This window comes from Methanobrevibacter sp., assembly GCF_045112895.1.
In the GTDB taxonomy this organism is placed as follows: Archaea; Methanobacteriota; Methanobacteria; order Methanobacteriales; family Methanobacteriaceae; genus Methanocatella.
The window spans coordinates 15,527-38,986 of the sequence record NZ_JBGUIH010000022.1 but is presented as its reverse complement, the minus strand read 5'-3'; the positions used below and the strand labels follow the sequence as shown (position 1 = coordinate 38,986).

At 33.6% G+C, this 23,460-nt stretch carries 29 protein-coding genes and 2 tRNA genes; 12 read left to right on the top strand and 19 right to left on the bottom strand.

Going from position 1 to position 23,460, the window contains the following annotated elements; translation table 11 throughout:
- Positions 1-275 precede the first annotated feature (275 nt).
- The gene (locus tag ACJMLD_RS04710; RefSeq protein WP_405268486.1) at positions 276-941 is read right to left on the bottom strand and encodes a hypothetical protein; all 666 of its coding nucleotides are present in this window, start codon (positions 939-941) and stop codon (positions 276-278) included.
- Positions 942-1,543: 602 nt separating this feature from the next.
- On the opposite strand from ACJMLD_RS04710, the gene ACJMLD_RS04705 reads away from it, so the two are divergent.
- Entirely contained in the window at positions 1,544-2,494 is a 951-nt protein-coding gene (locus ACJMLD_RS04705) for a hypothetical protein (RefSeq protein WP_405268483.1), read from the top strand.
- A gap of 338 nt (positions 2,495-2,832) precedes the next feature.
- Here the strand turns inward: ACJMLD_RS04705 and ACJMLD_RS04700 are convergent, their stop codons facing one another.
- Genes ACJMLD_RS04700 through ACJMLD_RS04680 form a run of 5 tightly spaced genes read right to left on the bottom strand, consistent with a single transcriptional unit; the run spans position 2,833 to position 5,916 of the window.
- Complete coding sequence (locus tag ACJMLD_RS04700) at positions 2,833-3,690, bottom strand: aldo/keto reductase (protein ID WP_405268480.1); 858 nt, start codon at positions 3,688-3,690, stop codon at positions 2,833-2,835.
- A gap of 10 nt (positions 3,691-3,700) precedes the next feature.
- Positions 3,701-4,552: an SDR family oxidoreductase gene (locus ACJMLD_RS04695; RefSeq protein WP_405268477.1), complete on the bottom strand. Its 852-nt coding sequence runs from the start codon at positions 4,550-4,552 to the stop codon at positions 3,701-3,703.
- A 4-nt stretch (positions 4,553-4,556) separates the two neighbouring features.
- The gene (locus ACJMLD_RS04690) at positions 4,557-4,985 is read right to left on the bottom strand and encodes a MarR family winged helix-turn-helix transcriptional regulator (protein ID WP_405268474.1); all 429 of its coding nucleotides are present in this window, start codon (positions 4,983-4,985) and stop codon (positions 4,557-4,559) included.
- A gap of 8 nt (positions 4,986-4,993) precedes the next feature.
- Positions 4,994-5,398 (bottom strand): cupin domain-containing protein, encoded by a 405-nt coding sequence (locus ACJMLD_RS04685; RefSeq protein ID WP_405268472.1) that lies wholly within the window; start codon positions 5,396-5,398, stop codon positions 4,994-4,996.
- An 11-nt stretch (positions 5,399-5,409) separates the two neighbouring features.
- Positions 5,410-5,916, bottom strand: a complete 507-nt coding sequence (locus ACJMLD_RS04680; protein WP_405268469.1) for a flavodoxin — start codon at positions 5,914-5,916, stop codon at positions 5,410-5,412.
- A gap of 142 nt (positions 5,917-6,058) precedes the next feature.
- Here ACJMLD_RS04680 and ACJMLD_RS04675 point away from each other — a divergent pair, with 142 nt between their 5' ends.
- The 3 genes from ACJMLD_RS04675 to ACJMLD_RS04665 are packed head-to-tail and all read left to right on the top strand — an operon-like array spanning position 6,059 to position 7,623.
- Positions 6,059-6,667, top strand: a complete 609-nt coding sequence (locus ACJMLD_RS04675) for a flavodoxin family protein (RefSeq protein ID WP_405268466.1) — start codon at positions 6,059-6,061, stop codon at positions 6,665-6,667.
- Between the two features lie 12 nt (positions 6,668-6,679).
- Positions 6,680-7,219, top strand: a complete 540-nt coding sequence (locus ACJMLD_RS04670) for an acyltransferase (RefSeq protein WP_405268463.1) — start codon at positions 6,680-6,682, stop codon at positions 7,217-7,219.
- A gap of 11 nt (positions 7,220-7,230) precedes the next feature.
- Positions 7,231-7,623, top strand: a complete 393-nt coding sequence (locus tag ACJMLD_RS04665) for a nuclear transport factor 2 family protein (RefSeq protein ID WP_405268460.1) — start codon at positions 7,231-7,233, stop codon at positions 7,621-7,623.
- A gap of 207 nt (positions 7,624-7,830) precedes the next feature.
- Here ACJMLD_RS04665 and ACJMLD_RS04660 read toward each other — a convergent pair whose 3' ends face one another.
- From ACJMLD_RS04660 to ACJMLD_RS04650, 3 genes are read right to left on the bottom strand one after another with little or no spacing between them, the layout of a single operon-like run.
- Positions 7,831-8,682 (bottom strand): Sir2 silent information regulator family NAD-dependent deacetylase, encoded by an 852-nt coding sequence (locus ACJMLD_RS04660; RefSeq protein ID WP_405268457.1) that lies wholly within the window; start codon positions 8,680-8,682, stop codon positions 7,831-7,833.
- A gap of 9 nt (positions 8,683-8,691) precedes the next feature.
- The gene (locus ACJMLD_RS04655) at positions 8,692-9,468 is read right to left on the bottom strand and encodes a protein-ADP-ribose hydrolase (protein WP_405268454.1); all 777 of its coding nucleotides are present in this window, start codon (positions 9,466-9,468) and stop codon (positions 8,692-8,694) included.
- A gap of 31 nt (positions 9,469-9,499) precedes the next feature.
- Complete coding sequence (locus ACJMLD_RS04650) at positions 9,500-9,874, bottom strand: winged helix-turn-helix transcriptional regulator (protein ID WP_405268452.1); 375 nt, start codon at positions 9,872-9,874, stop codon at positions 9,500-9,502.
- A 203-nt stretch (positions 9,875-10,077) separates the two neighbouring features.
- On the opposite strand from ACJMLD_RS04650, the gene ACJMLD_RS04645 reads away from it, so the two are divergent.
- Positions 10,078-10,482, top strand: coding sequence for a pyridoxamine 5'-phosphate oxidase family protein (locus ACJMLD_RS04645; RefSeq protein ID WP_067039762.1), 405 nt, complete (start codon positions 10,078-10,080; stop codon positions 10,480-10,482).
- Between the two features lie 348 nt (positions 10,483-10,830).
- Positions 10,831-11,241, top strand: coding sequence for a C-GCAxxG-C-C family protein (locus ACJMLD_RS04640; protein ID WP_405268449.1), 411 nt, complete (start codon positions 10,831-10,833; stop codon positions 11,239-11,241).
- A 324-nt stretch (positions 11,242-11,565) separates the two neighbouring features.
- Here the strand turns inward: ACJMLD_RS04640 and ACJMLD_RS04635 are convergent, their stop codons facing one another.
- The gene (locus ACJMLD_RS04635) at positions 11,566-12,309 is read right to left on the bottom strand and encodes an SDR family NAD(P)-dependent oxidoreductase (protein ID WP_405268446.1); all 744 of its coding nucleotides are present in this window, start codon (positions 12,307-12,309) and stop codon (positions 11,566-11,568) included.
- A 328-nt stretch (positions 12,310-12,637) separates the two neighbouring features.
- On the opposite strand from ACJMLD_RS04635, the gene ACJMLD_RS04630 reads away from it, so the two are divergent.
- From ACJMLD_RS04630 to ACJMLD_RS04615, 4 genes are all read left to right on the top strand, one after another.
- A tRNA-Leu gene (locus ACJMLD_RS04630) sits at positions 12,638-12,721 on the top strand.
- Positions 12,722-12,857: 136 nt separating this feature from the next.
- Complete coding sequence (locus ACJMLD_RS04625; protein ID WP_405268443.1) at positions 12,858-13,208, top strand: hypothetical protein; 351 nt, start codon at positions 12,858-12,860, stop codon at positions 13,206-13,208.
- 380 nt (positions 13,209-13,588) lie between these two features.
- Complete coding sequence (locus ACJMLD_RS04620) at positions 13,589-13,993, top strand: DUF4405 domain-containing protein (RefSeq protein ID WP_405268440.1); 405 nt, start codon at positions 13,589-13,591, stop codon at positions 13,991-13,993.
- Positions 13,994-14,190: 197 nt separating this feature from the next.
- Positions 14,191-14,961 carry a V4R domain-containing protein gene (locus ACJMLD_RS04615; protein WP_405268437.1) on the top strand — a complete coding sequence of 257 codons (771 nt, stop codon included), beginning with the start codon at positions 14,191-14,193 and terminating at the stop codon, positions 14,959-14,961.
- Here ACJMLD_RS04615 and cobI read toward each other — a convergent pair.
- Positions 14,958-15,659 carry a precorrin-2 C(20)-methyltransferase gene (gene cobI / locus ACJMLD_RS04610; RefSeq protein ID WP_405268435.1) on the bottom strand — a complete coding sequence of 234 codons (702 nt, stop codon included), beginning with the start codon at positions 15,657-15,659 and terminating at the stop codon, positions 14,958-14,960. The genes ACJMLD_RS04615 and cobI overlap by 4 nt on opposite strands.
- A 96-nt stretch (positions 15,660-15,755) precedes the next feature.
- On the opposite strand from cobI, the gene ACJMLD_RS04605 reads away from it, so the two are divergent.
- Complete coding sequence (locus tag ACJMLD_RS04605; RefSeq protein ID WP_405268432.1) at positions 15,756-17,585, top strand: helicase C-terminal domain-containing protein; 1,830 nt, start codon at positions 15,756-15,758, stop codon at positions 17,583-17,585.
- Between the two features lies 1 nt (position 17,586).
- On the opposite strand, the gene ACJMLD_RS04600 is transcribed toward ACJMLD_RS04605, so the two are convergent.
- The 8 genes from ACJMLD_RS04600 to hpt all read right to left on the bottom strand — a co-directional run bounded on the left by ACJMLD_RS04600 (position 17,587) and on the right by hpt (position 22,011).
- A tRNA-Arg gene (locus ACJMLD_RS04600) sits at positions 17,587-17,660 on the bottom strand.
- Positions 17,661-17,682: 22 nt separating this feature from the next.
- Complete coding sequence (locus ACJMLD_RS04595) at positions 17,683-18,648, bottom strand: topoisomerase IV (protein ID WP_405268429.1); 966 nt, start codon at positions 18,646-18,648, stop codon at positions 17,683-17,685.
- 9 nt (positions 18,649-18,657) lie between these two features.
- Positions 18,658-18,969: a transcription factor S gene (locus ACJMLD_RS04590; RefSeq protein ID WP_405268426.1), complete on the bottom strand. Its 312-nt coding sequence runs from the start codon at positions 18,967-18,969 to the stop codon at positions 18,658-18,660.
- 82 nt (positions 18,970-19,051) lie between these two features.
- A complete protein-coding gene (locus ACJMLD_RS04585; protein ID WP_405268423.1) occupies positions 19,052-19,471 on the bottom strand; it encodes an NUDIX domain-containing protein in 420 nt (139 codons plus the stop codon).
- Between the two features lie 27 nt (positions 19,472-19,498).
- Complete coding sequence (locus ACJMLD_RS04580) at positions 19,499-19,777, bottom strand: DNA-directed RNA polymerase subunit L (protein WP_405268420.1); 279 nt, start codon at positions 19,775-19,777, stop codon at positions 19,499-19,501.
- Between the two features lie 14 nt (positions 19,778-19,791).
- Positions 19,792-20,361: an exosome complex RNA-binding protein Csl4 gene (locus tag ACJMLD_RS04575; protein WP_405268417.1), complete on the bottom strand. Its 570-nt coding sequence runs from the start codon at positions 20,359-20,361 to the stop codon at positions 19,792-19,794.
- Between the two features lie 74 nt (positions 20,362-20,435).
- A complete protein-coding gene (gene dph2 / locus ACJMLD_RS04570) occupies positions 20,436-21,440 on the bottom strand; it encodes a diphthamide biosynthesis enzyme Dph2 (RefSeq protein ID WP_405268414.1) in 1,005 nt (334 codons plus the stop codon).
- 1 nt (position 21,441) lies between these two features.
- Positions 21,442-22,011, bottom strand: a complete 570-nt coding sequence (hpt, locus tag ACJMLD_RS04565) for a hypoxanthine/guanine phosphoribosyltransferase (protein ID WP_405268411.1) — start codon at positions 22,009-22,011, stop codon at positions 21,442-21,444.
- A gap of 98 nt (positions 22,012-22,109) precedes the next feature.
- Here hpt and ACJMLD_RS04560 point away from each other — a divergent pair, with 98 nt between their 5' ends.
- Entirely contained in the window at positions 22,110-23,459 is a 1,350-nt protein-coding gene (locus ACJMLD_RS04560; protein WP_405268409.1) for a signal recognition particle protein Srp54, read from the top strand.
- Position 23,460: the final 1 nt, after the last annotated feature.

Below are 23,460 nucleotides of genomic sequence, written 5' to 3'. Positions count from 1 at the left end.
CAACAAGAATTCACGACACAAAAAGTCAAATGTACAAAATCAAAAAACGCTTTAGAATACATTAAATTAGTGTTAACTTCCAATATAGCTTTATTATCTTTTTTATTATCTTATTTATATAAAATAAGTAATAATCAACGATTTTTAAAAGTGTTATAATTCAGGATGTCTTTGGGATTCAATTTCCAATTGAACTAGTATGTGTTAATGTTAATTCAAAAATTAAATAAAACTAGTTGTTTATATAACAACATTTAAGAATTTAACTCAAAATATTATTTCTCTAAAAATAACCTATCCCAAAATTCGGTTAATTTAAATCTCCCAAGATATAATGTATTTAATTGATTCTCCTCCAAAGTAGTGAATATTTCCATTTCTTTGGAATTTAAATCATATTTAATCAGATTATAATTTCCATGAATATAAATAAAATTATCTTTTTTTAATAAGCTGTTTACACTTATCATCCAACATAAATCTTTGTGAATAAGTTCTAATTCATTATTATCTAAATTAAACCTATACAACCCATTATAATCAAAAGAATTCGAGTAAAAATACAAGTAATTTTCTTCACAAAACCCTCCAGAAATAGTCATGTCTTCAGTTCTGAAAATAGTTATTTTTACAAATTCATCATCAAATTTTCTTATTTCATGTAAACTAGACCAATGGCTAGTTAAATGACTTAAACTGGAAATTGCATAAACTTTATTGTTATATTCAAAGACATGTTGAAAATTTCCATAAGCTACTTCTTCTGCACCATTTTCAGTAACATTATATAGTGAACCTCCCCATTCACCTCTATCTTCAGTTATCATTAAACCATATTTTGTCTCAAATTTATTTACAGCAATGAAATTATTGAATGTTTTAATTTTAATTTCGCCATTGTCTTGGAAAAGATAAGAATTATTACCTATACTTACTTGCATTGTTCCAATTTCTTTAGTTATTGAATGGATAATAATTTTAATTTTTGTTAAATCAGATAAACTTTGAATTTTAGAAATTTTATTTTCACTTAATCTATCTTCAAGATAGTCTAAATTAAATTTTGAATCATCATCATTTTTTCTTTTAAAAATCTTCTTTTCATTAATTATTTTTATTTTAGGTAAATTAGTAATTTTTTCACTCCCTTTCCACTTTTGAATATTTCAATCGTAATATTCAACTTATTTTCGAAGAATTTTAGGCACGAAATTTGGATCAGTTAATTTTTGATTAGTTACATAACTAGTCATGAAAACAACTCCTGACAGCTTATCGTCAAAAGTTTTGTAGAATTAAATTTAATTCTTAATACATTTTCTTATTTTAATTTTTTAAAAAGTTTGTTATCTCAAATCAAACATATTTTTCTATTTAATGAAGATATTAACATTAACGACTAGGATATCAGAACTCAAATTTGATTTTAAATCCGTATATATGCACGAGTTTTGAATAGCTAATGCTAGATGTTAATGTTATTATAGGAATTTTCCCAAAGTATATAATAGTTTCATGTTATATCTATTAATTGTTGATTTCAATGAAATATTATAAACTAACAATTTATCAAACAATCACTCTTTTAGATAGTTATTTTCGTCAGAAATTCTGTATTGATTTAAATAATAATAAAATTTTTCCTATTGAATCAAGTGAACCCTATAATTACAGAAGAAATCCTTTTTATGGAGAAAAGGTTTATTTTATGATGTTAGAAGATATTTTTGATTATAATAATTATTTGCATGATGATAAATTCTGTAATAATTCAATTAATAAAGAATATAATTTATCAAATGAAGATTCTAAAAGATTATTTGATTTTTTCAATAATAAAAATTTATCTGAAGGAATATCTGGAGACAATAGTTTTTTTTCAATAAAAGAAACTTCTGATGGATGGTACAATATCAATTCTATTCATTGGGCTGAATTAAATAATATTTTAAAAGAAATCACAAATTTAGATGTTTTAAATTTGGAGAATATTATCTCCCAATCTGGTTATGACTTTAAGAAGGATGGAATATATCATAAAAATACATCTAAAAAATTAAAGCTTAAAACTTTATGTTTCTTTAATCGAGATGGGTCATGGTTAGATCATTCTCCTAGATTTGTAATTGATTTTGATAAAAATATAATACGTGGTTGCATTGATAAAAAACTATCAAATAAGGAGATTTGTTTAATTTTGAGATTACTAGAAAAATACAATGTCTATAAATGGGGTTTAAATGAACAATGGGAAAAAACTAACATTCATCCTTATCAACATTTAGGTTTTGGTGGAAGAGAATGGAACTTAGAATTAATATTTGAAAATGATAAGGTTTTAAGTATTGGTGGGGGGAATGATTATCCTGATACTTATGTACACTTAGGGGAAGAAATCCTTGACATATTTGGCATTGATTTTTTAAGATTAGACTATGTTAGAGATAAGGAGCTATTTAAAGAATATGGTGATAATCATTTAAATCAACACTAACTTCGATTCTTTAATTTAAGCAATAAACATTACCATTAATACTAATGTTTTTTAAGATGGTTAGATAAGAAGAATACCTTTCTAGTTTTAACGGTTTCCAAAAATTTTATAATTATCAAATAATAAATTTTGTATCAGAGTTTTAGTGCTGAAAATCGATAAGTATCAGAACTTTTTTATACGTTTTATACGAAATGTTCGTATTCATAGAGGGTTTCTTTATATAAAATGAAGAGTTTTAGTAGTAAAAAATCGATAAGCATCGGAACTTTTTTATGTGTTTTTCATGAACTAGTCGTATGTATTAAAATTAAAAAAAGAGATTAAACTAAAATAGTTCAATCATTAGCATGCACATCAAAGGCATTCATTAGCATTTCACCAACGCCAGGTGCATCGGGATCGTGTGAACCTTTACCGGTATCTAATGCACGGAGTTTATCCATTTCATCATCAGTTAACTCAAAGTCAAATATTTCCATATTTGATTTGATTCTTTCGGGATTTGTGGATTTTGGAAATACGATAATTCCTTCCTGATTTTCAAATCTCAAAATAACTTGGCCTGCATTTTTACCGTATTTTTCAGCAATTTCTGAAATCACCGGTTCATTTAAAAGATTTGCGTTTCCTCGACCTAATGGTCCCCAAGCCTGTATTTTAACATCCAAAGGCTTTAAGATTTCACTTAACTCCTTTTGCTGGATATATGGATTGAATTCGACCTGATTGACTGAAGGCATTGAATCGAACTGAGAAACCCATTTGTTCCATAGAGTCGGTGTCATGTTGCTTACACCAATTGATTTGATTTTACCTTCCTCTTTTGCTTCCTCAAGCGCTTTCCATCCTTCTGTAACTTTTCCGTAAGGCTGGTGAAGCAGATACAAGTCCATATAATCGGTTCCCAATTTCTCCAAAGATAAATCAATGGCCTTTTTGGCATCTTCATATGCGTAATCCTGAAGCCACAATTTGGAGGTAATCCAAACGTCTTCACGTTCCACATCACTGTCGGCTACAGCCTGTCCGACTTCCTGTTCGTTGAAGTATGCAACAGCTGTGTCAATGTGCCTTATTCCAAAATCAAGTGCAGTTTTGACTGCTTCATATGTGCTTCCGTCTGCCGGAATCATGAATGTTCCAAATCCGATTGCCGGAATTTTAAAACCATCATTTAATTTAATGTATTCCATATTATCACCATTATTGTAATTCTAAGGAGTATCTTCCGCTGGCTATTGAGGCTATGACTCCGCCGTCAACCAACAAGTCAATTCCTGTTATGAATGATGAGTCATCATTCAACAGAAATTCTGCTGCCCTTGCGATTTCTTCAGATGTTCCCACCCTTTTTGCCGCTGATGAATTAATCATTTCCTGATAACCTTCACCTGCAGCTTCAAACTCATCATATGCCAATGGGGTTACAATGATGCCTGGTGAAATTGAGTTTATTCTTGCTCCTGCATCTGCCCATGTGGTTGCAGCGGCTGTTCTGACCCTTAGGTGGTTTGCCCTTTTGGCAACGACATATGCAACACCGGAGTTTACTGTTGCATCATTTTTGATGAAATCCAAGTCTTTCAACTCATCGGTTGGAGTTAGGGCAATTTGCTGTTCTATTTCTGAAGGCAAATCCATCATGTATCCGGTTTGACTTGATATAATCAGTCCCGCGCCTCCTTTTGCAATGTATTTGGCGAAAATGTCGATTGCAACTGAAGTTGCCACCAAATCCAAGTTAATGATGTGTTCAGGGCTTGCCTGATTTGGTGATGCTCCAGCAGTGTCAATGAAGTATTTTACTTTTCCAAGTTCACTGGCCTTTTTGGCAAACTCTTCAACTGACTGCGAATCCATAGCATCAACTATTTGTGTCTCGACAATATATCCATTGTATCTGAGCTCCTTGGCTCTTGTCTCAAGGTTCTCTTCGCTGATGTCTCCTAGAAATATTATTCTATTTGTACTAATTCTTTTGATGATTGCTGTTCCCATACTTCCTGCACCAAGCAGTGCAACTACTTCCTTGTCTTCATTCAGGTTGAATTCCATATTTTCATCCCCATAATATTTTAAACAATATTTTTTTAAGAGTTTTAAGTTCTTCATCCGTAATGTTGGATGTGACTTCACGTTCCCAATTTTCAATTATGTCAAGTAATTGGTCTGTCTTTTCGACTCCGTCATCAGTTAGCTTTACTAATTTTTGGCGTCTGTTTTCAGGATTTTCCTTTCTTAAGATTAAACCATTATCTTCAAATTTTCTCAATACTTTTGCAATGTAGGCTCCGCTTACCTTAAACACGTTCACCAAATCATGTTGGGTGGTCACGTCATCGATTCTGATTCTTAAAAGAACGGACAATTCTTTTATGGTGAAATCCTCTTCTTTCAAGTTGGAATTGTAATAATCACCATAGCTTGAAATCAGTTCTTCAACGTAATGGTATAGGAATATTTTTTCGGGCTTTTCATTCAAGGGCATGATATCACTTATAATTTTTCATATTCTTCTTCGGTTACCGGTTCGCACCATTCATTGGATGTGTTTTCTCCCGGAACTTCAACTGCAATGTGGCTGAACCATGAGTCCTTTTTGGCTCCATGCCAGTGTTTGACATTGGCGGGAATTACAATTACGCTTCCGGGATTTAAGCTTATGGCCTCTTTTCCTTCTTCCTGATACCATCCTTCACCATCTGTGCATAAAAGAATTTGACCTCCGTCCTTTGATGCGTGGTGTATGTGCCAATTGTTTCTGCATCCGGGTTCGAATGTAACGTTGGCAATGAAGACTGGGTCATTTTCAAAATCCGTAAGAGGGTTTAAAAAGCTGTTTCCAATGAAATATTGTGAAAATGCATCATTGGGTTCTCCTTTTCCAAAAATATTGCTCATTTTCATCTCCCCTATATCCATTGTTCTACAGTTGATTTTGAGCTGTTCACTTGTGATCCGGTTATTGCAAGTCCATTTTGAATATCTGCACCTTCACAGATTTCTTTCAGCTGTCTTGGAACGCCGGATAAACCTGATCCTTCATGGGTTGTGAATGGTTTGATAATTTTTCCATTGAAATCCAGACCTTTTAGTGCTTGGAATAACTCTTCAGGCATTCCTCCCCAGTAGATTGGAGCACCGACATATATCACTTCATAATCGGTTATGTCTGGAATTTCCTCCTTAACCGGAGCGTCATGGTTTGCTGTCCTTACTTTTGCCTCCTCAATGCATTCATAGTAATCTGCAGGATATGGAACGGCAGGTTCAACTTTGAAAATATCTGCACCAGTCAATTCCTGAATGAATTCAGCTACAATTTCAGTATTGCCTTTATCAATGCTTTTTATAGTGCCTCCGAAGTAGTTTTCGTCTGCTCTGCTGAAATATATTATTATGCTTTTTTTGTCGTCCATGGTTTCATCTCCACCAAATCTTTTGTTGAATATAATTTTAGTGGTCTTGATATAAATAGTTAACTATGGTTAATAGTTAACTTTAAATAATAATTGACAATATAATAATTAATATAATTTCACAAACTAAGGAGAGTTCACCATGAAAGTATTATTGGTAAATGGAAGTCCCAATAAGGAAGGATGCACTTACGTTGCATTGAAACAAATTCAAGATACTCTAAAAAAGGAAAATATAGATTCTGACATTTATAGAGTTGGCCACAAGGACATCAGAGGATGCATCGACTGCAGAAAATGCAGTGAACTCGGACAATGCGTCTATGATGACGAAGTAAACGAATTTGTTCAAAAAGCAGAAAGGTATGATGGATACATATTCGGCGGTCCGGTATACTACGGCACTGTAAACCCTACATTGACAAACTTCATGACAAGAGTGTTTTTCTCCTCATTTTTTGGAGGAAAAAGAATATTTCGCCTAAAGCCTGCAGCAGCCGTTGCAAGCGCAAGAAGAGCTGGAACAATGACTGCAATAGATACTATAAACAGATTCTTTACCTGGGGTGAGATGCCTATAATAAGTTCAAACTACTGGAACGCGATTTACGGCCAAACTGCCGAAGAGGCAAAAAGGGATCTTGAAGGACTAAGAACCATGACAACACTTGCAAGAAACATGGCATGGTTTTTAAAAATTAAAGAATTGAGCCTAAAGGAAGGAATACCATTACCGCAACCAAACAAATAAGGAGATGAAAAGATGGAAAGAATAGATTTGGATAAAATTTCACAGGAAGAATTGATGAAATCAATAGAGCAATCAAAACTATTGTTTAAATTCAACCACACAGAACCGATGACCGAGGAATATGCTGAACTACTCAATGAATTATTGGAAGGCAACATTGGTGAAAACAGCACAATAACAACACCCTTTGCAGGTGCGGCATTCGATAAAATGAAACTCGGAAACAATGTATTCATCAACAGCAACTGCCTTGCAATGGCAAGAGGGGGAATAACAATCGAAGATGATGTAATGCTTGCAGGAAACGTTCAATTATTATCCAATAACCATGACGAATACGAAAGGCAAATCCTAACCTGCGAAGAAATCCTCATCAAAAGGGGGGCATGGCTTGGTGCAGGTGTAACAATACTGGCAGGGGTCACCGTTGGAAAATATGCAATCGTCGGTGCAGGTGCAATCGTTACAAAAGACGTTCCGGATTATGCAGTAGTCGTAGGCGCACCGGCAAAAGTCGTAAAGACACTTGATAAAGACAGATTTCCAGAATAAGAAGGATTTAAATGACTGTAACTGTAGTTAATAAAAAAGACTTGACAGCCGAAGAGGAAGAAGTCCTTGAAAGGTTCATTGAATTTCAAAAGGCAATGATTGAAAAGGACTCAGCAAAGCTTAATGAAATCATCGATGACAACTATACCTTAACCCACATGTCAGGCAAAACACAAACCAAACAGGAATACATTGACGAAATAATGGACGGAACACTCAATTATTATGAATCCATAATCGACAATCCTAAAATTACAATACAGGAGGGTACAAAGGCTATTTTAAAGGCGGATGTGACTCTTGATGCAAAAGTATATGAGATTAAAGGCAGATGGACATTGGATTCGGCACAGTCAATGGAAAAAATAAACGGTAAATGGCATATGAGCAAATGGGAAACATAATCATGAAATTAATGATATACTATTATTGGATGGAATGGATTCATAGGAATGGTTTCCAAAATTTTATAATAATAAAAAAATAAACTTTGTATCAGAGTTTTAGCGTTGGGAATTGATAAGCATCGGAACTTTTTTATAAGTTTTATACGAAATGTTCGTATTTTTTAGTGTTAATTCAAGATTATGTGCTCCAAAACAATTGATAATTCAAATCCTTGAAAGCCAATATGCAAATATTTCTGAAATTTTTTCATCAAAACAAATGGTCTTATCTTTATTTTCAGGTATTGCTTGTGATGAGCTTCTATTTAACCTAATTAATGTGGTGTTCGGGTTTTCATATGTCATCTGTTCAAATGGATATCTTATTATCGAAGGTGTGTTAAATCCAACGCCCAACTCTACAAATACGATGTTTTTGTCTTCATCGACATGTTCCAAATACTTGGAATAATTATTGTACATTTCCATCCATTTCTCATCTTCAACAAATGTATTGTCGACTCTTAGATTTAAAGCCATTTCCTTTCCACAGACCGGACACTTTGGTATTAAATCAGTTGGGATTCTGCAATCGTTAATGTTTTCAATAGCCTTAAAGACAAAATCCTTATTTGAATATAATTTTTTATGGCAGGGTTCACTGCATTGGAAAAGGCCATAGTCTCCCTGTGTTGCAAAGATTCTATTATCTTCAAAGCCATTTATCCAAAATTGATGTTCCACATTGGTTGTCAGGATGAAATAATCCTTATCTTTAACCAGATCAAATAATTGTTCATATAATTCGGTTTTGCCAACGGAATATCTGTTCATGAAAATATGACGGGACCAGTAGGCCCATTTTTCCTCGGAAGTTTTGAATGGATAAAATCCGGAAGAATACATGTCAGTCAAGCCGTATTTTTCAATGAAGTCCTTAAAGTTGTCTTCAAAACGTTTACCTGAATATTCAATGCCTGCAGCTGCAGAAAATCCGGCACCTGCACCAACAAGAATATAATCTGAATGATTAATGGCATCGTATGCCTTGTCTAATCTTTTTACAAAATGTTCCATGTTTTTCTCCTAAAATAATAAATTCTTATATGTTGTATAGCTGTCATCTGAAAATACGTCAAAAATCACATACTTTAAGCTGGTTTCATTTGAGTCCAAATACTCCCTAACCGTATTGATGGCAATTTCTGCCGCCAGTTCCCGTGGAAAATTAAATACTCCTGTTGAAATGGCGCAGAAGGCCAATGATTCGAGATTATTTTCACTTGCAATTTCCAAACAGGACCTATAGCAATTCTCTAATGCTTCACAATCTCTTTTTGATGGCTTTGATTCTTGGGGAATTGCAGGGCCAACCGTATGAATCACGTATTTTGAAGGCAGATTATAAGCGTTTGTGATTTTGGCTTTGCCTGTTTCTTCATCATGTCCCTGCAGTTGCATAATGCTGTTGCATTCATCTCTAAGCTGCACTCCTGCTGCTGAGTGAATCATGTTGTCAATGCAATTGTGCAGAGGGATAAAGCAACCCAATAATTTTGAATTTGCCGCATTGACAATCCCGTCAACTTTCAAGGTTACAATATCGCCCTGCCAAAGCATGATTTTGCCGGTAACATCCTTTATGTCCTCAACTGAAGTTAAATCCTTACCTAATGTTTCGGCAGTTAGGAAATCATCCTGAACTTTTAGAAATTCGTCTGAAATTTTTAAGGGCATTCTTACATTCATTAGGGATCGAAGCAAATCTCTTTTAGATTTGTAGTCTTGTGGAATTTCAATAGCTTCCTTTCTCTCATCAATCAAATAATTAATTAAGAAATCAAGTTGTTGTTCTCTATTCATCTAATTCTCCTAGTCGAATAATATTTTATGGTTAATCAATATCCAATGTGTCTTTAAAAATCTTTACAAATTCTTCAGATTCGTCATCTGTTGCAGTATCATCTTTTTCTAAAGTGAACATGGCCAGTTCATAAAGAATTCTATTCATTCTTTCTCCTTCTTCAGTCAGGGAATATTCAGTTATTTTGGAGTCGTCCAAATTGGTTTTTGAAATCAATCCATTTGATTCCAAATCCTTTAGGCATTCGGTTAAAACCTTATTGCTTAAAGCAGGTTTGTCTTCCTTGAATTCCTTGAATCTTTTTTTACCGAAAAACAAATCCCTGATGATTAGAATGTGCCATTTTCCGCTGATGATTTTTAAGGTTTCGTTGACCGGACAGTAATTGCTTTCGAATTTAGCCATGATATCACACTTTCCATTTTGGATATGAATCTATCTATTGGTGATTATTAATAAAATTTTAGTTACAAAAAAGTAACCAAAGACTCTAATCAGTTATTAGTAACTTTAAAGTAACAAAAAGCTTATATTACTTATAAAAACAATTTATAATTAATACTAAACAAAATAAAGAGGTTTAGTATTAATAAATAAAGGTGATATCCATGGAAGATGTAATTAAATTCTTAACTGAAAACCCACAACAATATCTCGCAACTACAGGACTTGACGGAAACGCAAAGGTAAGGCCTATCTTATTCTATTTTGCAGAAGATGACAAACCATACTTCTGCACCAGCAACCAAAAGCCAATGTATAGGGAATTGGATGCAAACCCTAACTTTGAAATGACTGCAGCCACTCCTGAATTCCAATGGATCAGAATTGCCGGAAAAGTTGAATTCGTTGATGATTTGGAAATCAAACAAAAGGTAATTGATGCTAATGATCTTGTAAAGGCATTATATGAATCCGGTGACAATCCGACATTTGAAGTATTTACCATTAAAGAAGGCAAAGCAACCATCGCCGACTTTTCCGGAGAACCTCCAAAGGTTTATGAAATTTAAATTCTGTTAACATTAATGTTAACACATTTCTTTTTTTTAACATCAACATCACATTTTTAAAACTTCTATGTTTATTTAGTCTTATTTAGCTAATAATGTTAATCATAATTTATTTAATCCAATTTACGGTTTAAAACGACTTTCAAAAATTTTATAATTAATCAAAATAAATTTTTTTTAGAGTTTTAGTAGTTCAAATCAATAAGGTTGCGAACTATATCATACGTTTTATACGAAATGTTCGTATTCTTATGGGATTTTTTTATATAAGGTTCATATTGGAGTTTTATGGGTAGAAATTAATAAACATCAGATTATTATATAAGTCAAAATAATTAAATTATATATATGAAAAATATAGAAAAAGCAGTTCAATTATTTGAAAACGGATATGTGTGTTCACAAGCGGTATTTGCAACATTTTCACAAGATTTAGGTCTTTCAGAAGAACAAGCCTTGAAAATCGGTGCATGTTTTGGTAGCGGGATGCGTAAAGGTGAAGTTTGTGGTGCTTGCACAGGTGCACTAATGGCTTTAGGCCTTAAATATGGTGAAAGCAAAGCTAAAAGTAATGAGGTATGTGAAAAATTTTTAGATGAATTCGAAAAGGAAAACGGATCATATATCTGTAGAGACTTACTTAATTGTGACATTAGAACTGAAGAAGGTGTTAAATACGCATTGGATAATAATCTATTTAAAGAGTTTTGTCCAAAAATGGTTGAATCTGCAACTAAAATAACTGAAAATTACCTTTAGATTTAAGATTTGGGATAACTTTCAAAAATTTTATAACATCAAAAAAATAAATTCCTATCAGAGTGTTAGTGCTGGAAATTGATAAGCATCGGAACTTTTTTATAAGTTTTATACGAATTGTTCGTATATCTGTGGCTTTTTTTGATGCTGATAACAGATATATTAATGCATTTACCTATGTCAAACATAGTAGAAGTCAATGGCAATGCCCATATAATTAATTAGTATTTTAAATTTCAATTTTATATTAAATTAGACTAAAGATGCCCAATATAAAAAAATAAAAATAGTGGTAGTGGATAAAAATCCAACTACTTAAAAAACTTAACACTCGAATCCGCCGTCACATCTGATGATTTGACCATCTAAGAATTCAGATTCGTCAGAAGCAAGGAATAATGCTAATGCAGCAATATCTTCTCCTTGACCAACTCTTTTCATAGGGGCTCCGTCAATCATCATTTGCAATGCTTCTACTCCTCCGATACTATCTACCATAGCGGTGTGGATAGCACCAGGAGCAATACCGTTACATCTTATTTCAGGACCAAGTTCGAATGCAATGGATTTGGTAAGGCCTGCAATAGCGTGTTTGGATGAGATGTAACCTACAAATCCGAAGTGTGCAGCGTAGGATGCTACTGAACAGGTGTTAATTACAACACCTTTTCCTTTTTCTTTCATTACTGGAGCTACTAATTGTGTTAAGTATAATGGAGCGTATACGTCAACGGCAAATACTTTGTCCCATTCCTCTTTGGTGATTTCCAAAAGAGGAGTTACGCTTAAAAGTCCTGCATTGTTGAATAGAATGTCGACAGTTCCATATTTTTCAATGGTTTCATCAAAGATTTTTTTAATGTCGTCAACATCAGCCATATCAGCAATAACTGCAAATGCTTCTCCACCAGCTGCTTTAATGTCATCCACTACGGCGTTTGCTCTTTCTTCGTTTCTTCCAGTTACAACAACTTTAGCGCCTTCTTCAGCAAATAATTTAGCTGTAGAACGGCCCATACCGGAGGTTGATCCGGTAACGATTGCTACTTTTCCATCTAGTTTACCCATTTATTTCACCTTCTCTAATCATAATCCTATGATTTGATGTAAAATATTTTGTAATCAAAGGTATTTAAATATTAATAATACTTTTTTGCATAATTCTAAATACACTTCAGAATTTTTTTTAAAAATATATTGTTTAATGACCATTATTTTAAAAATATTATCTTTTTTTTTAATTTATCAAAATAATTGCAAACCTATGAAAGTTGAGAATATGGGACGGTTGGTCAAACAATCAATGGGTCGAATAGGATTAAATATTTATACTAAAAAAAGTATAATAATATAGTTAAAATCCAGTACATGGATTACTTTTTCAGATATTTCTTTTAGACGTGTATCCGAGTGGTCAAAGGAGTAAGATTCAGGGTCTTATGCATTAGTTGCTACGTGGGTTCGAATCCCACCACGCCTATTTCTTGTTTTTTTTAACTTTATAAGAGTGAATAGAATCTTAAAATAGTTTATTTTGATTACATTTCATATTTGTTAACGTATATTTCAAAAAAAACATTCAATTCGAAATTTACATATGAATCAAAGGTTTGGAAATGTTCCCAAAATTAAAGTTTGCATATGGATTAAGTTCCGGAAAACTTAAAAGATGGGGAGCATTGCTTTTTGCATTTTCAGTCATTGTAACTGTTGGAAATTACGTGGGATATCACACTCTTTTAATTGACACCTTCATTGGAATGATGACTATTGCAATCGTTACACTTGCAGGAGTGGCTCTTGAAAGGGGCTGTCCAGTCCATATCCAATCAATTATCTTTATAAGTATCATCGGTTTGCTTATAGCTATTCCATGCATGCCAACTGCTGATTTTGTAGCCCATTATGTTTCCAATGTTGAACTGACTACAATCTGTACTGCATTCCTTGCTTATGTTGGTATTTAAATCGGTAAAGATTGGGAAGAGTTTAAAAAGATCGGTTGGAGAGGAATCATTGTTGCTTTAATTGTAATAACTGGAACTTACCTCGGTTCTGCGACTATTGCAAATTTGACTTTGTTTGCAACAGGAATGATTTAAATTACCTTGCATTTGAATAAGGCAAGGATTTTGGACCTCTTTTCTTTTTTTATAATAAATTGACTCTTCACAGAGTTTTAGTGCTTAAAATCTAAGGATAGAAACTTTTTTCCACGTTTTATAATTGTTCGTATTCTTTTAGTTTATTAGGATAAAATAACTTTTTTATTAGTTTCATAAAAAATTTAGGCATGACTAAAAATTTAAATAATAGGACAAAGTAATAGTAATATGAGGATGGTTTGATGAATAAAAAAATTACTGTAGACATTTTAATGTTTATTGCAATTATATTGGAATTCCTTAGCCTTCCTATTTTAATCCATGAAATTGTGGGAATTGGATTATTATTTTTAATTATATTGCATATAAAATTCAATAAAAACTATTTTAAAGCAATACCTAAAGGAAAATACAATCTTAAAAGAACCATTGACCTTATCATAAATATAGGATTGCTGATTTCTTTATCAATAACAATCATTTCAGGTATTTTTTCCAGCCAAAAATCCTTAAAAAGTTTAAAAATTGGAAATCATAAAATTTCACATATTCATAAGTCCTCTTCAATTTTCAGTCTAATATTTTTAGGATTGCATTTGCTAACTACACGTAAAAAATTTTTAAGGGAAATGAAGAAATTACGTTGATTTCAGTTTTGAATAATCGTAAGCATACGAACTATTTTACTTAGTTAATACGAACAGTTCGTATTTTTTTTCTTTTTTTTCATTGTAAAATGTTTAATTTTTTATTATTTTTCTTATTATTTTGTTTAATTTTTAATTAATGGTTATATTTATTAACAAATTGATATCAAATATACCTATATAGATTGGGGGATAGTATGAACGAACAAAAGCCAATTCAGATTTTTTCAAACTTGAATGATAACATTGGAGTGAATGTTGTTAAAAGTCCAGTAAAGCTTACAATTCTAGAAATGCTCAGAAATAACGATATGGAATTTGATGAAATTGTCAGCAATATAGGTAAATCAAAGTCAACCGTTTCCGTTCATTTAAAAAGTTTAAGGGAAAAGGGCATTATTTCTTATAGGGTTCACCCAGTTGACAATAGAAAAAAGATTTTTTATTTGAATTCAAAATATATAGGTTCCGTAAACATAACCGAACCAAAACAGATTGAAGAAACGCAATCTGATTATCTGATTAAGCACATCGTTGATGAGGATGCCGAATTTTCAACATTGCTATTCCATACTTTAAAGGCAATGCTTATTCAAGAAGGAATAAACATCGATCCGATTTTACAGTCTACCGGAAATAGCATCGGCAAATCTATTTTCAATAAGTTGTATGATGAGGATTTGGATGTGTTCATGGATAATCTCGCTGATTTTTGGCAAAGAAAAGGCCTTGGAAGACTCAGTTATAAGATTGGTCAGATTATCAAAATCACAACCTATGATTGTTTTGAATGTGAACTGCTTCCAAAAACAGGAAAGCCAGCATGCTTTTTAGATACCGGAATCTTTGAAGGATTGTTCGCGGAGTTTTTCAACATGCCGGTTAGTGTTATTGAAACACAATGCTACACAATGGGTGATGAAAAGTGTGTGTTTGAGGTAGAACCCCTAAACATCAAATCTTACTAGTCATCAAATTTAATTATTGTGGTTGTTAAATAAGGTTTTTCGTGAGAAAAGCCTTCGATAATTTTTTCGTTTTCACGTGTACAGTTTTGCACGGAATAAATTTCTTTTTCTCTTTCTTTTTCATCTATGCTTTTTTCAAGATCAGAAGTGTTTCTTGAAGCTTTCATAAGCACTATTGAGTTACTATATTCCAAAACCTCTTCTAATCTTTCATCGATTTTAGGAACTACAGTTAAAATTTGGTTTTGTTCAACTAAAGCTTTATTTCTAGCAGCAGCGCATGCGGTAAAAGAAGTGATTCCAGGAATAGTTTCGATTTCATAATAGTCAATTAATCTTTTTTGAACATAGGAGTATGTACTGAATATTGAAGTGTCTCCAAGTGTGATAAATGCAACGTCCCTTCCGCTGTCGAGGTACTGTGCAATCATTTCAGCAGCGCTATCCCATATCTTTTCAAGTTCACTTTTATCTTCAATCATTGGAAAAATAGGTGCAACTATCATTAGTCTTTTATAATCATCTCTTTTTTCAAGTATAGGCTTTACAATTGATAATGCAATACTGTCTTTTTCTTTTGAGGATTTTGGTGAGAAAATGACCGGGACTGTTTCCAATATTCTTGCAGCTTTAAGGGTAAGCAATTCAGTATCTCCAGGTCCAACACCAATTCCATATAATTTTCCTTTTTCTACCATATAATCACTTTGCTTTACAATTTTTAATTTTCAATATTATTTTTCAAATGCTCTTCCTATCATTTATTTATAGTATACTTACCTAATATATTTTTAATGTCAAATTCAATGTTTTGTCCAAATTGTGGAATGCTTAAAAGTAATTGTACTTGTGGAAAGTATCCTAAAAATGAATCTAAAGGTCCAACAAACTTGTTTAGCTTTTCTAAACCTAGAACTTCATCTATCTTGGATGATAAGATTCCTGAAGTTTATTCAGTAGATGACCACAAGCAAGATGAGGGAACAGCAGCGTATCTCAAGGAAATATATCCTCATATCGATGACGATATTATTGAAAATTTTCCGTTTCCGCAGCCTAGATTAGGCCAATTGGATATTATTCAGGATATCAAGGATGCAATCAATAAAGGATACAAATACATTATCCTTGAAGCAGGCACCGGAACAGGAAAATCTGCAATAGCCACCACTCTTGCAAAAATGTATGAATCCGCTTACATTTTGACAATGACAAAACAGCTACAGTCACAGTACTCTAATGAATTTGAATTTCCGTTAGTCAAAGGCAGGGGAAACTTTGCCTGTTTGCATGATAACCTTGAATCCAGCTGTGACATTGGGGTCTGCAAAACAACACCATCTTCAAGCAAATTCTTCTGTCCTTACGGCGTTGCCAAAAATCCGACTTTAGATGCGGAACTGGCATTTGAGGACTCATTCGGCGGAATCGTATTTTACCAGTCTGACAGCCACTGCCATTACTGGAATCAGAAGGCTAATGCAATAAACTCCCCAATTACTTTGATGAATTATGATTATGCAATTGTTGAGCTGAATTATGTAAAGCATTTCGGCACTCGCTCGCTGCTGATTTTGGATGAGGCCCACAACATTGAAAACAAGTTAATGGCTACAATGGAAGTTAATCTCTACAATAGGATTCTTGAAAAAGACATCAATAAAAGAATTTCACCCGAAACTTTGAAAGATGGCGAACTTGAGGATTGGAAAATGGAAATCGATGCCATTAGGGAATCTTATGAAGACATTGATTTAAAGGATGTTAGCAAAAATAAGGCAGACAGAATCAAATCAACAATATTAAGATTAAAAACTTTAAAGAATAACTTGGATAAGGAGCCTGGAAACTGGGTTATTGACACTGAAGAGGAGAGCGTTTCATTCAAGCCGCTTAGAGTTCACCACTATGCAAAGAACAATCTGTTGAAATATGGGGATGTTGTAATCTTCATGAGCGCAACCATTCTATCACACAAGATGTTTTCCAAATGGTTGGGATTAAACCCTAATGAAGTTTACCATATCAAGGTCGATAGTCCATTTACAAAAGAGAAAAGGCCGATTATTCTTGATTTGGCCGGAAAAATGTCAGCAAACAGGATTAAGAAAACTGCTCCTAAGACAATTCCAATTCTGCAGGAAATATTGAAGAAGCATGAAGGGGATAAGGGCTTAATTCATACTCACAGTTATAAATGTCAGCAATACATAACTAACAATTTATATAATTCCAGGCTGATTTCCCATACCCCAAAAAATAGGGAACAAATATTGAATTTCTTTGAAAAAGATGAAAATCCATTGGTTTTGGTTTCTCCTTCAATGAGTGAGGGCGTTGATTTGCCATATGATAAATGCAGATTTCAGGTAATTTATAAGATACCTTTCCCTTATTTGGGCGATAAGCAGGTCAATATGAGAATGAAGAAGGATAAGAAATGGTATGCATACAAGACCGTCATGACTTTGATGCAGGCGTATGGTCGTGGAATGAGGGCGGAAGACGATTCATGCTATACTTACATTATAGACAGTGATATTAACATGTTATTTAGAAGTCCGATGTACAGATCTTTAATTCCGGAATTCTTCAAAGAGGCGGTTGTAAGACTCAAAGATTGAACGGACCTGGAGGGATTTGAACCCCCGATCTCAGGATCCGAAGTCCTGCGTCATTCCTGACTAGACTACAGGCCCAAAAAAGAAAAAAATATTATTTCTATTCTTTTTTATCTTCAGAATCAATAGAAATAATAGGCATTTCTTCAATATCTTCCACTTCAGCGAAAATATCATCAATGGTTTCAGAATCGAGTTTGACTTGTTCATATTCGATATCTTCAATCTCTTCAGCAATTAATCCTTTTTTACTTTCTTCTTTTTCTTTTGCCGGAGGGATATCGTCGATATTTTCGGTGATTGGTATGGATTTTTTAGAAGTAGGTTGTTTTTTAAGTTTATTTTTCAAATCTCCTAGATTGAATTCCCCTATTTTATAAGAATCCTTGTCTAGAGGGATATTGCTTTTTGGGATAATATTTTCACTTTTGGTTTCCACGTTACTATCATTTTTTTCTAGATCGATGGAATTAATATTATCCGCAATTCCCTTGATCGGATTATTGAAGCCCAGTATTTTGTATAATCCGTAAATCAATAGCAATATTCCTATTGCTAAAACTACTACAAAATAAAAGTTTGTTTCTCCGGAAACCACATTGTCTATTACCCTATCGCTGCGGGATTGGAAAATAAATATTGAGAGCAATATCAATAATACTCCTAAAACTGAACTAATGATTGCTAAAATAGGTGTTTTGCCAATTTTTGCGTTCACGAACATATCAAAGTTTTCACTCATATCGGCGATGATATCTTCCTCTTCACCAACATCATAATATTCGTTAGGTTCTTCAATATCTTCTTCTCTAGGAGTTTTAATTATAAACTCTTCATCAATATCATTGTCTTCTAAATTAATAGGGGTGTCTTTTTCATCACCCGGATGGTAAATGAATTCATCATCGATTTTTAATTCTTCATAATTTGTTTTATCTTCGTTGAGATAGTCAATTAATTCACTATCTTCCTCAACTTCATTAGAATTGACAGCATCCTCTTTGACATTGTTTATCATGTCTTTTAAATTGGAAATTCTATGCTCTTTTTCTTTAGAATCCTTCATAAAAAACCCTCAGTCATATGCTCTCCAGGTATGCTTACATTTTGTGCATGTAAATATGCGTGTAGGAGCTTCATCAGCACTACGAGTTTGTAATAATTTGTATGTAGCCTTATCATTTCCACATTCAGGGCAAGTTTCATTGGTAGTTGGTCCGACTTCTACATCGTCCCCTAAGTTTGTAACGGTTTCTTTTGCTTCTCTCATACTTGAAACTTTATATTCTTCATCAGTATCGGATTTTTCACTATATCCGCAACTATTGCATTTTAAAACCCCTTTATTCGGAAGCATCATTGCTCCACATTCAGGACAAAATTCCATTTAACTCTCCTCTATTAAAATTTTAATATTAATTAATATATTAAATAATTTTTTTTTTAACTTATTTAAATATATAGCATTATTAACCATTTTTAGCTTTAATTAAACAGTCTTTAATTATTTTATCATGGTCGAAGGCAATATTGATTTTGTCCAAATCTTCAGGTGAAAAGATGTCAATATCACAAGCATCATCATCTGCTTTCATTGTTTTAATATCGCCTTTGGCGGTAAAAGCAATGGTTATTGTATGTCCTCGCGGATCTCTATCGGGATTTGAGTAAACATTGACCAAATCTTTAAGTTCAACATCAATGTTTGTTTCTTCTTTTGCTTCTCGTATGGCGGCGTTTTCCACACTTTCGCCATATTCAACAAATCCTCCAGGCAATGCCCAGTAGTCTTTGTAAGGATCTTTTTTTCTTTTAATTAAAATAAAGTTAAAATCATCATCAAAAATAAAAATATCAGCTGTTAGGGAAGGAATCTTATAACCAGCCATAAAATCACAAAAAAATAATAAGGGAAGCTATAAAGCTTCATCAATAAGTTTCTTAAATTCAGAACTTTCTTTTTGGAGTTCTTCTGCTGCTTTCTTTAATACCTTTCTTGGTCTTTTTCCTCTTTTTGTTTTGATGGTCATTTCAGGTTTTCCAGTAAGAGGGTGATCAATATTGTAAACAGCATATTCCACATCAGGGTTTTGCATTAAAATGTGTCTTAATGCATTGCAAACTCCATGACTTTCATCTTTTACAATAAATGTTAATTCTAAAGTTTTTTCTTCTACTATTTCAAAATTTTCCATTTTATCAACCTTAATTAATCGTTAACATAGTTTTTAGACACTTTACGTCTTTCTTTTTTGTTGCATGTGTTACATTGAAGCTCATTATCTTTTTGTGTAGTATGCATGAAATCTCTGCAACGTGTGCACATGGCTTTTAAGACTCCACAATCATCATCTACAGTGCCCAAATCGACATTATCTCCAGTAATCTTAACAACTTTTGCCTGAATAATGTCGCCTATTCTAAAAGCATCGGACAGCTTTTCCAAATAATCTTTTTTAGCTTGAGAAATGTGTATAGCACCCATATAAGGTAATGCCAATGGTCTTGCGTTATCTTTAATACATTCAATATTTACATTTGCTCTTTGTGGTTTGATATCAGTAATTTGACCGTAGACTATATCTCCAACTTTTAAAAGAGCTGGTTTTGCATCTGACACAACAGAAATAACCTTCATTTTTTGATTAATTTTAACATTTCCAAGTACTGCTGATTTAATCTCTCCATTATCATCATAAGTACCTTCTCCTGGGAGATACTGCTCAATGATTCCTAATTTGTCTCCAGGCATTACAATGTTTTCTTTTTCCATACTCATATTAAAAACACCAAAATAAAGATTTTATAAAAATTTCTTTAATATAATAACTTTATCCATATTAATATTTAAAACTATTTGTAGCGTTCATGGAATAAAATTTCATCCAATTGGTAATTTTCCCATTCCCTTTTATTTAATACAATTTCTAATTCTTGTGGAGTTAACAGTGGTTTCTTATACATTTGTGAGTCATCAATAGCTATTCTTGGACAAGCGCTCACTACAAATGCATCTAATTCCAGATAAGGTAGCAAAACATCAGGCGATACATTATCCACCAAAATGATATATGCTTCCATTTTGGCATCTTCCAGAATTTTCTTGATTTCCTTGGCCAGTGTCATTCTGTATTGGCCCTCTTTTGTGGATACTAAAATTCCCCATTTTTGGGCTGTCCGCGCTTTTGTGATTCTTGCAAATCTTATCCTTAAGATTCTGTCTGCATATTCATCCATGCTTCTGATTTCACTATTGTAGGGATCCAATGCCAAAACAGGCGTGTTTGAAAATAGCTTTATTCCTAAAGGGTGGAAATTTCCGCTGCCGATAAATAAAATCACATCAACATCAAGGTTTTTTATTGATGAAAAATTGCATCCCAGTACCTGCCCTTTTCTGGTTGAAGGGGATGAACCGAGGACAACTTCTTTGCCGTTGTCTTCGAGGTAATCCTTTGTTTCGTTTAAGAGATGCAGGTGTTGAGTAGTTGTTACAAGTCCGATTCTTGAATAGTTTTTCAAATGCTCCAAGGATTTTTCAAGGTCTTTCTTAATGTCTATTTTTGAAAACGCTTCAATGAAGATAGTTGGAACTTCATATTTTAGGGGAAGAGGAGTGTGTCCGTAATGAACAATCAGGTCTACAGATCCTTTCATCTTATAGTCACTAACATCGCATGCTCCATAACAGGGGTCTCCAGATATTATTACAGTAGCATCGGTTTCATTTTCGATTTTGCGAGCTATTTTTGTAGCTTGCATCTTTAATCCTTCAGGAAATTGAAGGCCAACTGTTCTAGCATCCTTTGAGTTGATTTTACGGATTACTTTGTCTAAATCCATATCATACATTGACATTTTAATCTTCAATTGTTTTTTCGATTACTACCTTGCCGTCAATCACGTCTAATTTTACAATTGATAATATTTCAATGCCGGTTTCCTCTTCAACGCGTTTTTTTCCTTCGCCTTTTTCAATGACTGCAACTGCGGATTTGATTTCCAAGCCCAAATCTTTTAGAGTATTCAATAAGGCTATCAAAGTTCCGCCGGTACTTACGACATCGTCGATGATTAGAATTCTTTCGCCGGCATGCAAGTCATTGATGAAAAGGTTGGATGAGCCGTAGCCGGTTTTCTGATAGACTTGCTGTTCGCCTTCAAGGCCGTATTGTCTTTTACGGATTACAACAAATGGAACATCGGTTGCAAGGGATAATGCGGTTGCCAAGTGTATTCCCATAGCTTCAACAGCTACTATTTTATCAACATCTAAGTCTGCATGCTTATGTACAGCCAATGCCAATTCCCTAAGCATTTTTGATTCCATTGCTGGAACTCCGTCACTAATAGGATTTACAAAATAATTATAGTCTCCTTTTTTCACGATTGGGGATGCTTCTAATGATTTTTTTACTTCTTCTAACATACTCTCACACAAAAATTTTAAAACTTACTATAAATATAAATATAGTTTAATACAATTATATAATTTTGCTAATATGAATTATTATTAAAGTGATTACGATGGCAATGCTTGGAAATTTAGGAGAGAATCTTACTAATACAATGAAAAAATTAGTAGGAATGTCCGTTATTGATAAAAAAACTATTAAAGAAGTTGTAAAGGATATTCAACGTGCTTTAATTCAATCTGATGTTAATATTAAATTAGTTCTAGATTTATCCAAAAAAATTGAAACCAGGGCTCTTGAAGAGGAACCTCCAAAAGGCATTACTCCAAGGGAACATGTTATTACAATTATCTATGAGGAAATGGTAAATCTTTTGGGCAGCGAAGCGGCAAGTCTGGATATTAACGAAAGGCCTTATAAGATCTTATTCTTAGGTCTGCAGGGTAGCGGTAAGACAACCACAATCGGTAAGTTATGCAGGTATCTGCAGAAGAAAGGTTTCAATCCTGCGGTTGTCTGTACAGACACATGGAGGCCGGCCGCTTACGAACAGCTAAAGCAATTGACTGAAGAGATGGATGTTCCTTTGTATGGGGATCCTGAAAACAAGGATGCTCTTGATTTGGCCAGAAAAGGTCTGCAGGAATTCAAAAACAGAAAGGTTATCATTTTCGATACTGCCGGTAGGCATAAGGAAGAAGCCGATTTGATTGCTGAAATGGATGAGTTGGATGATATCATTGAACCGAATGAAGCTATTTTGGTCATTGATGGAACAATCGGTCAGCAGGCCGGTGAGCAGGCAAAGGCGTTTTCACAGGCAACAGACATAGGTTCAATCATCATTACAAAATTGGACGGTTCAGCAAAAGGTGGGGGTGCATTGTCTGCAGTTGCAGAAACAGGTGCTCCAATCAAATTCATCGGTACAGGTGAGCGAATCGATGACTTTGAAGTGTTTGACCCGCAAAGATTCATTTCCAGACTGCTCGGTATGGGAGATATCAAAAGTCTCATAGAAAAAGCCGAAGAGAACATTGATGAGGACATTGCGGAAAAAACCATGCAAAACATGCTGACAGGCAAATTCACATTAATGGACATGAAAAACCAGTTTGAAATGATGAATAAGATGGGTCCGATGCAGCAAGTCCTGAATATGATTCCGGGTATGGGAAATAAAATCCCAAAGGAAGCATCCAAGATGACCGAAGATAAGATAGACTCTTATAAAATCATCATGTCTTCCATGACTGAAGAAGAAATGTTAAACCCTAAAATCATCAAACAGTCACGTATTCAAAGAATAGCTAGAGGATCTGGCGTTGAAGAAGGTGAAGTGAGAGAGCTATTGAAATACTACAACAACACCAAGAAGGCAATGAAAGGAATGGGAAGACGTGGCAGTCGTTTAGGCGGCGGTGCAATGAACCGCATGATGGGACAATTTATGAATAGATAAC

Coding starts and splice junctions, on each gene's coding strand:
- ACJMLD_RS04705 (WP_405268483.1), top strand. CDS start 1,544: ATGAAATATTATAAACTAACAATTTATCAAACAATCACTCTTTTAGAT.
- ACJMLD_RS04695 (WP_405268477.1), bottom strand. CDS start 4,552: ATGGAATTCAACCTGAATGAAGACAAGGAAGTAGTTGCACTGCTTGGT.
- ACJMLD_RS04585 (WP_405268423.1), bottom strand. CDS start 19,471: ATGGCTGGTTATAAGATTCCTTCCCTAACAGCTGATATTTTTATTTTT.
- ACJMLD_RS04685 (WP_405268472.1), bottom strand. CDS start 5,398: ATGAGCAATATTTTTGGAAAAGGAGAACCCAATGATGCATTTTCACAA.
- ACJMLD_RS04575 (WP_405268417.1), bottom strand. CDS start 20,361: ATGAGTATGGAAAAAGAAAACATTGTAATGCCTGGAGACAAATTAGGA.
- cobI (WP_405268435.1), bottom strand. CDS start 15,659: ATGGTAGAAAAAGGAAAATTATATGGAATTGGTGTTGGACCTGGAGAT.
- ACJMLD_RS04615 (WP_405268437.1), top strand. CDS start 14,191: ATGAACGAACAAAAGCCAATTCAGATTTTTTCAAACTTGAATGATAAC.
- ACJMLD_RS04670 (WP_405268463.1), top strand. CDS start 6,680: ATGGAAAGAATAGATTTGGATAAAATTTCACAGGAAGAATTGATGAAA.
- ACJMLD_RS04680 (WP_405268469.1), bottom strand. CDS start 5,916: ATGGACGACAAAAAAAGCATAATAATATATTTCAGCAGAGCAGACGAA.
- ACJMLD_RS04635 (WP_405268446.1), bottom strand. CDS start 12,309: ATGGGTAAACTAGATGGAAAAGTAGCAATCGTTACCGGATCAACCTCC.
- ACJMLD_RS04590 (WP_405268426.1), bottom strand. CDS start 18,969: ATGGAATTTTGTCCTGAATGTGGAGCAATGATGCTTCCGAATAAAGGG.
- ACJMLD_RS04620 (WP_405268440.1), top strand. CDS start 13,589: ATGAATAAAAAAATTACTGTAGACATTTTAATGTTTATTGCAATTATA.
- ACJMLD_RS04560 (WP_405268409.1), top strand. CDS start 22,110: ATGGCAATGCTTGGAAATTTAGGAGAGAATCTTACTAATACAATGAAA.
- hpt (WP_405268411.1), bottom strand. CDS start 22,011: ATGTTAGAAGAAGTAAAAAAATCATTAGAAGCATCCCCAATCGTGAAA.
- ACJMLD_RS04655 (WP_405268454.1), bottom strand. CDS start 9,468: ATGAATAGAGAACAACAACTTGATTTCTTAATTAATTATTTGATTGAT.
- ACJMLD_RS04605 (WP_405268432.1), top strand. CDS start 15,756: ATGTCAAATTCAATGTTTTGTCCAAATTGTGGAATGCTTAAAAGTAAT.
- ACJMLD_RS04665 (WP_405268460.1), top strand. CDS start 7,231: ATGACTGTAACTGTAGTTAATAAAAAAGACTTGACAGCCGAAGAGGAA.
- ACJMLD_RS04660 (WP_405268457.1), bottom strand. CDS start 8,682: ATGGAACATTTTGTAAAAAGATTAGACAAGGCATACGATGCCATTAAT.
- ACJMLD_RS04580 (WP_405268420.1), bottom strand. CDS start 19,777: ATGGAAAATTTTGAAATAGTAGAAGAAAAAACTTTAGAATTAACATTT.
- ACJMLD_RS04690 (WP_405268474.1), bottom strand. CDS start 4,985: ATGCCCTTGAATGAAAAGCCCGAAAAAATATTCCTATACCATTACGTT.
- ACJMLD_RS04700 (WP_405268480.1), bottom strand. CDS start 3,690: ATGGAATACATTAAATTAAATGATGGTTTTAAAATTCCGGCAATCGGA.
- ACJMLD_RS04625 (WP_405268443.1), top strand. CDS start 12,858: ATGTTCCCAAAATTAAAGTTTGCATATGGATTAAGTTCCGGAAAACTT.
- dph2 (WP_405268414.1), bottom strand. CDS start 21,440: ATGTCAATGTATGATATGGATTTAGACAAAGTAATCCGTAAAATCAAC.
- ACJMLD_RS04710 (WP_405268486.1), bottom strand. CDS start 941: ATGCAAGTAAGTATAGGTAATAATTCTTATCTTTTCCAAGACAATGGC.
- ACJMLD_RS04650 (WP_405268452.1), bottom strand. CDS start 9,874: ATGGCTAAATTCGAAAGCAATTACTGTCCGGTCAACGAAACCTTAAAA.
- ACJMLD_RS04595 (WP_405268429.1), bottom strand. CDS start 18,648: ATGAAGGATTCTAAAGAAAAAGAGCATAGAATTTCCAATTTAAAAGAC.
- ACJMLD_RS04645 (WP_067039762.1), top strand. CDS start 10,078: ATGGAAGATGTAATTAAATTCTTAACTGAAAACCCACAACAATATCTC.
- ACJMLD_RS04640 (WP_405268449.1), top strand. CDS start 10,831: ATGAAAAATATAGAAAAAGCAGTTCAATTATTTGAAAACGGATATGTG.
- ACJMLD_RS04675 (WP_405268466.1), top strand. CDS start 6,059: ATGAAAGTATTATTGGTAAATGGAAGTCCCAATAAGGAAGGATGCACT.